This is a genomic window from Mesorhizobium sp. M4A.F.Ca.ET.020.02.1.1, assembly GCF_004022645.1.
Taxonomy (GTDB): Bacteria; Pseudomonadota; Alphaproteobacteria; order Rhizobiales; family Rhizobiaceae; genus Mesorhizobium.
On record NZ_RZOI01000561.1, the window covers coordinates 1 to 4,099 of the forward strand.

The 4,099-nt window shown below is 65.4% G+C and carries 3 protein-coding genes and 3 pseudogenes; 5 read left to right on the top strand and 1 reads right to left on the bottom strand.

The annotated features are described in order from the left end of the window. The 4 genes and pseudogenes from EN742_RS26630 to EN742_RS26645 form a co-directional block, all read left to right on the top strand. Positions 1-189, top strand: a pseudogene (locus EN742_RS26630) (YggS family pyridoxal phosphate-dependent enzyme); the annotation flags it as partial. 69 nt (positions 190-258) lie between these two features. Beyond that, the gene (locus tag EN742_RS26635) at positions 259-513 is read left to right on the top strand and encodes a type II toxin-antitoxin system Phd/YefM family antitoxin (protein WP_126057594.1); all 255 of its coding nucleotides are present in this window, start codon (positions 259-261) and stop codon (positions 511-513) included. Further along, positions 514-921 (top strand): annotated as a pseudogene (locus EN742_RS26640) (type II toxin-antitoxin system VapC family toxin). 122 nt (positions 922-1,043) lie between these two features. Further along, positions 1,044-2,093 carry an aldo/keto reductase gene (locus EN742_RS26645; RefSeq protein WP_127420607.1) on the top strand — a complete coding sequence of 350 codons (1,050 nt, stop codon included), beginning with the start codon at positions 1,044-1,046 and terminating at the stop codon, positions 2,091-2,093. A gap of 62 nt (positions 2,094-2,155) precedes the next feature. Here EN742_RS26645 and EN742_RS26650 read toward each other — a convergent pair whose 3' ends face one another. Beyond that, positions 2,156-3,061 (bottom strand): LysR family transcriptional regulator, encoded by a 906-nt coding sequence (locus EN742_RS26650; protein WP_127405336.1) that lies wholly within the window; start codon positions 3,059-3,061, stop codon positions 2,156-2,158. A 122-nt stretch (positions 3,062-3,183) separates the two neighbouring features. On the opposite strand from EN742_RS26650, the pseudogene EN742_RS26655 reads away from it, so the two are divergent. Next, positions 3,184-4,099, top strand: a pseudogene (locus EN742_RS26655) (MFS transporter); the annotation flags it as partial.

Genomic DNA, 4,099 nt, shown 5'->3' on the forward strand with positions numbered 1-4,099 from the left:
GTCGAAGGCCTGATGTGCATTCCGCCAGCCGACGAGAACCCCGGCCCGCATTTCGCGCTGCTGGAGAAGCTCGGCAAGGAGGCTGGGGTCGCAAAGCTGTCGATGGGCATGTCCGGCGACTACGAGACGGCGATCGCCTTCGGCGCGACCAGCGTCAGGGTCGGCTCGGCGATCTTCGGCAGCCGATAACTGGGCGATGAACCTCGCCGCAAAGGCTTGCCAGATGTATATCCAGCCAAGCTAGCTAGGACGGTCTTCATGAACTGGCATCTACAGGACGCAAAAAACAATTTTTCGAAAGTGTTTCAGCGGGCGCGAACCGAAGGGCCACAGACCGTGACACTTCGCGGTGAACGGGCTGCAGTTGTCCTGTCCGTGGAGGACTACGATCGCCTTGCCGGAAAGAAGAAATCGCTTGCCGAATATCTTCTGACCGGCCCCGGGTGGGACGATGAGTTTGACGAGGAAATCACCCGTCGCCGGAATACGATGATCCGGGACATCGACCTCTGAATATACCTGCTGGATACGAACGTCGCTTCGGATACGCAGAGGCGCCTGCCGAAGCCGCCTGCGTGGGTGGCTTCGATCGATCCGGCGTCGATCAGCCTTAGCGTCATTACCCTTGGCGAGATCGAGCGAGGGATCGTCAAGCAGCGCAAGGTTGACCCTGAAAGGGCGGCCCGGCTCGATATCTGGCTGCGAGAGTTGCGAAGAGACAATGCAGACTGCATTCTTCCAATCACCGAAGAGATTGCGTTGGCAGGGGCCGCATCACGGCAGGTCGTACGCGAGGTAGCGCAGACACACTGATAGCAGCGACAGCCCTCGTCCATGACCTAATCGTGGTTACGCGCAATGTCTGACTTCGAAGACATCGGCGTTACCGTACTTAATCCCTGGGAACCACCTACTGCCTAGCGGTGGCTGCCCGACGGTTCTCTTGAGCCAGTTGCTCGCCACGCTTGCTCCAAGCTCTTGAAACGGAACGTACCGTTCCTATTTGCTCCAGCGTCATTCCCCATCTCCCTGGAGCTCCCAACATGCGCTACAATCAACTCGGAAACACCGGCCTGTTCGTCTCCGAACTTTGCCTCGGCACCATGACCTTCGGCGCCGCCGGCGAGAACGCCCAATGGGGCCTGATCGCCAGCCTCGACCAGAAAGGCGTCAACGAGATCGTCGGCCGCTCGATTGCCGCCGGCGTCAACTTCTTCGACACGGCCGATGTCTATTCCTTCGGCGCCTCCGAAAGACTGCTCGGCCAGTCGCTCCGGGATCTCGGCGTCAAGAGGTCGGACGTCATCATCGCCACCAAGGTGCATGGCGTCATGGGCGAGGGCCCGAACCAGCGCGGCTCCTCGCGCGGCCACATCATGGATTCGGTCGAGGCCAGCCTCGAACGGCTGCAGCTCGATCACATCGACCTCTACCAGCTGCACGGCACCGACACGGTGAGCCCGATCGACGAGACGCTGCGGGCGCTCGACGATCTAGTGTCCAGCGGCAAGGTGCGTTACGTCGGCGTCTCGAACTGGCAGGCCTGGCGCATCGCCAAGGCGCTGGGCATTGCCGAGCGCAAGGGCCTTGCCCGCTTCGAGACCGTGCAGTCCTACTATTCGATCGCCGGCCGCGACCTCGAACGCGAGATCGTGCCGCTGCTCAACGAGGAGAAGCTCGGCCTGATGGTCTGGTCACCGATGGCCGGCGGGCTGCTCTCCGGCAAATACGGTCCGGGCGCGCCTGGCAATGGCGAAGGCCGACGCGCCTCCTTCAACTTCCCGCCGGTCAACGAGGATCGCGCCTGGGCAGCCGTCGCTGTCATGCGCGAGATCGCCAGGAAGCACGATGTCAGCGTTGCCACCGTGGCGCTCGGCTACGTGCTGGCAAAACCCTTCGTGATGAGCGTCATCATCGGCGCCAGCCGCATGGACCAGCTCGAGCAGAACCTCGCCGCCACCGCGCTGAAGCTCGACGCCGAGGATATCGCCAGGCTGGACGAGGTCAGCACACTGCCCTCCGAATATCCTGGCTGGATGCTGGAGCGGCAGGGCGCTGGCCGGCGCCCGGCGCCGTTCGTGCCGAAGGCCTAGTTCGTCCGCTTCGTCTGAGCAGCCGCGCGTCCCTCGGGCGCGCGGCATTTTTCGTGCCCCGTTCAGAGCCGCACCGTTTCGACCAGAAAATCGAGAAAGGCACGCACCCTGGCCGGCAGGTGCTTGCCCTGGCCGACATAGACGGCGTGGGTCATTTCCTCGTCGCCGGGATTGAAATCCTCGAGCAGCGGCACCAGCCGGCCGGCGGCGATGTCGGGCTCGACATGCCAGCGCGCCAGCCGGGCGATGCCCGCGCCGGCAAGCGCCATCAGCCGCATCGCCTCGCCGTCGCTGACCTGGGCATTGCCCTTGATTGGGACGACGGTGGCAAGGCCGGCCCTGTCGGCAAACGGCCAGCCGTCGATATGGCGCGCGAAGCGGAAGCCCATGCGGTTGTGGCGGTCGAGATCGGCCGGCGTGCGCGGAGTGTCGTGCGCATCGAGGTAGGAGGGTGCTGCGACCACCACCACGCCGCTCTGCCCGAGTTTGCGCGCCACCAGCCGCGATTCGCCGAGCGGCCCGGCGCGGATGGCGACGTCGGCGCGCTCCTCCATCAGGTCGATGACATGGTCGGTCAGCACGACGTCTACCGAGATCTCGGGATAGTGCTCCAGGAAGCGCGGCAGAAGCGGGATCAGCCGGTGCTGGCCGAACGGCACATAGGAGTTGATTCTGAGCAGGCCGCGCGGCGCGGCGCCGGCCGCCGCCTCGCGCTCGGCCGCCGCCATGTCGGCCAGGATGCGCACGCCGCTGTCGTGGAAGGCGACGCCTTCCGGGGTGAGCTGCAGCCTGCGCGTCGAACGGCTGACCAGGCGGGCGCCGAGCCGCGCCTCCAGCCGCGCGATCAGCTTGCTCACCGCCGACGGCGTCATGCGCAGCGTCCGCGCCGCGGCGGAAAAGCTGCCAGCCTCGACGACACGGACAAACACCTCGATCTCGCCGGAGCGGTTTATCTCTGGTCTTGCCATTCATGAATCTATTTCACAATTAATATGCCTCGGGCAAGGCTGGTTCACAGGCGGTAGCAACCCGATCTTCTGGCCGGGACGCGGGAAAATGATGTTCCTGCTCCACCAACGGGACGACCGCCATGCCTCTTGCTCTTTATGCCCTCGCCGCCGGCGCTTTCGGCATCGGTGTCACCGAATTCGTCATCATGGGCCTGCTGCTCGAGGTCAGCGGCGACCTCGGCGTTTCGATCTCGGCCGCCGGCCAGCTGATCTCCGGCTATGCGCTGGGCGTCGTTATCGGCGCGCCGCTGCTCACCATCGCCACCGGCCGCTGGCCGCGCAAGACCGTGCTCCTGGCGCTGATGGCGATCTTCACCCTTGGCAATCTCGCCTGCGCGCTCGCTCCCGATTACTGGACGCTGATGGGCGCCCGCGTGCTCACCGCCTTTGCCCACGGCACCTTCTTCGGCGTCGGCTCGGTCGTGGCGACCGGGCTGGTCGCGCCCAACAGGAAGGCCTCGGCGATCGCGCTGATGTTCACCGGGCTGACCATCGCCAATATCCTCGGCGTCCCGTTCGGCACATGGCTCGGCCAGGCCTTCGGCTGGCGCGCCACCTTCTGGGCGGTGACGCTGGTTGGCATCGCGGCCTTCGCGGTCATCTTGGCCCTGGTGCCGCGCGAGCAGCCAGAGCCCCAGAAGAGCAATCTGCGCGCCGATCTCGCGGTGCTCGGCCGCGCACCCGTCCTGCTCGGCTTCGCCACCACCGTGCTTGGCTATGCCGGCGTCTTTGCCGTCTTCACCTACATCGCTCCGATGCTGACCGAAATCAGCGGCTTTCCGGAAGCGGCGGTGTCGCCGATCCTGCTCGTCTTCGGCGGCGGCCTCATCGCCGGCAACCTGATCGGCGGCAAGGCAGCCGATCGCTGGCTGGTGCCGTCCGTGCTCGGCAGCCTGATTGTGCTGGCGCTGGTGCTTGGCCTGATGACTCTTGGCCTGCGGAGCCAGGTGCTGGGCGGTCCTCTTTGCCGGCCTGCTCGGCGCCGCCGCCTTCGCC

Coding starts and splice junctions, on each gene's coding strand:
- EN742_RS26635 (WP_126057594.1), top strand. CDS start 259: ATGAACTGGCATCTACAGGACGCAAAAAACAATTTTTCGAAAGTGTTT.
- EN742_RS26645 (WP_127420607.1), top strand. CDS start 1,044: ATGCGCTACAATCAACTCGGAAACACCGGCCTGTTCGTCTCCGAACTT.
- EN742_RS26650 (WP_127405336.1), bottom strand. CDS start 3,061: ATGGCAAGACCAGAGATAAACCGCTCCGGCGAGATCGAGGTGTTTGTC.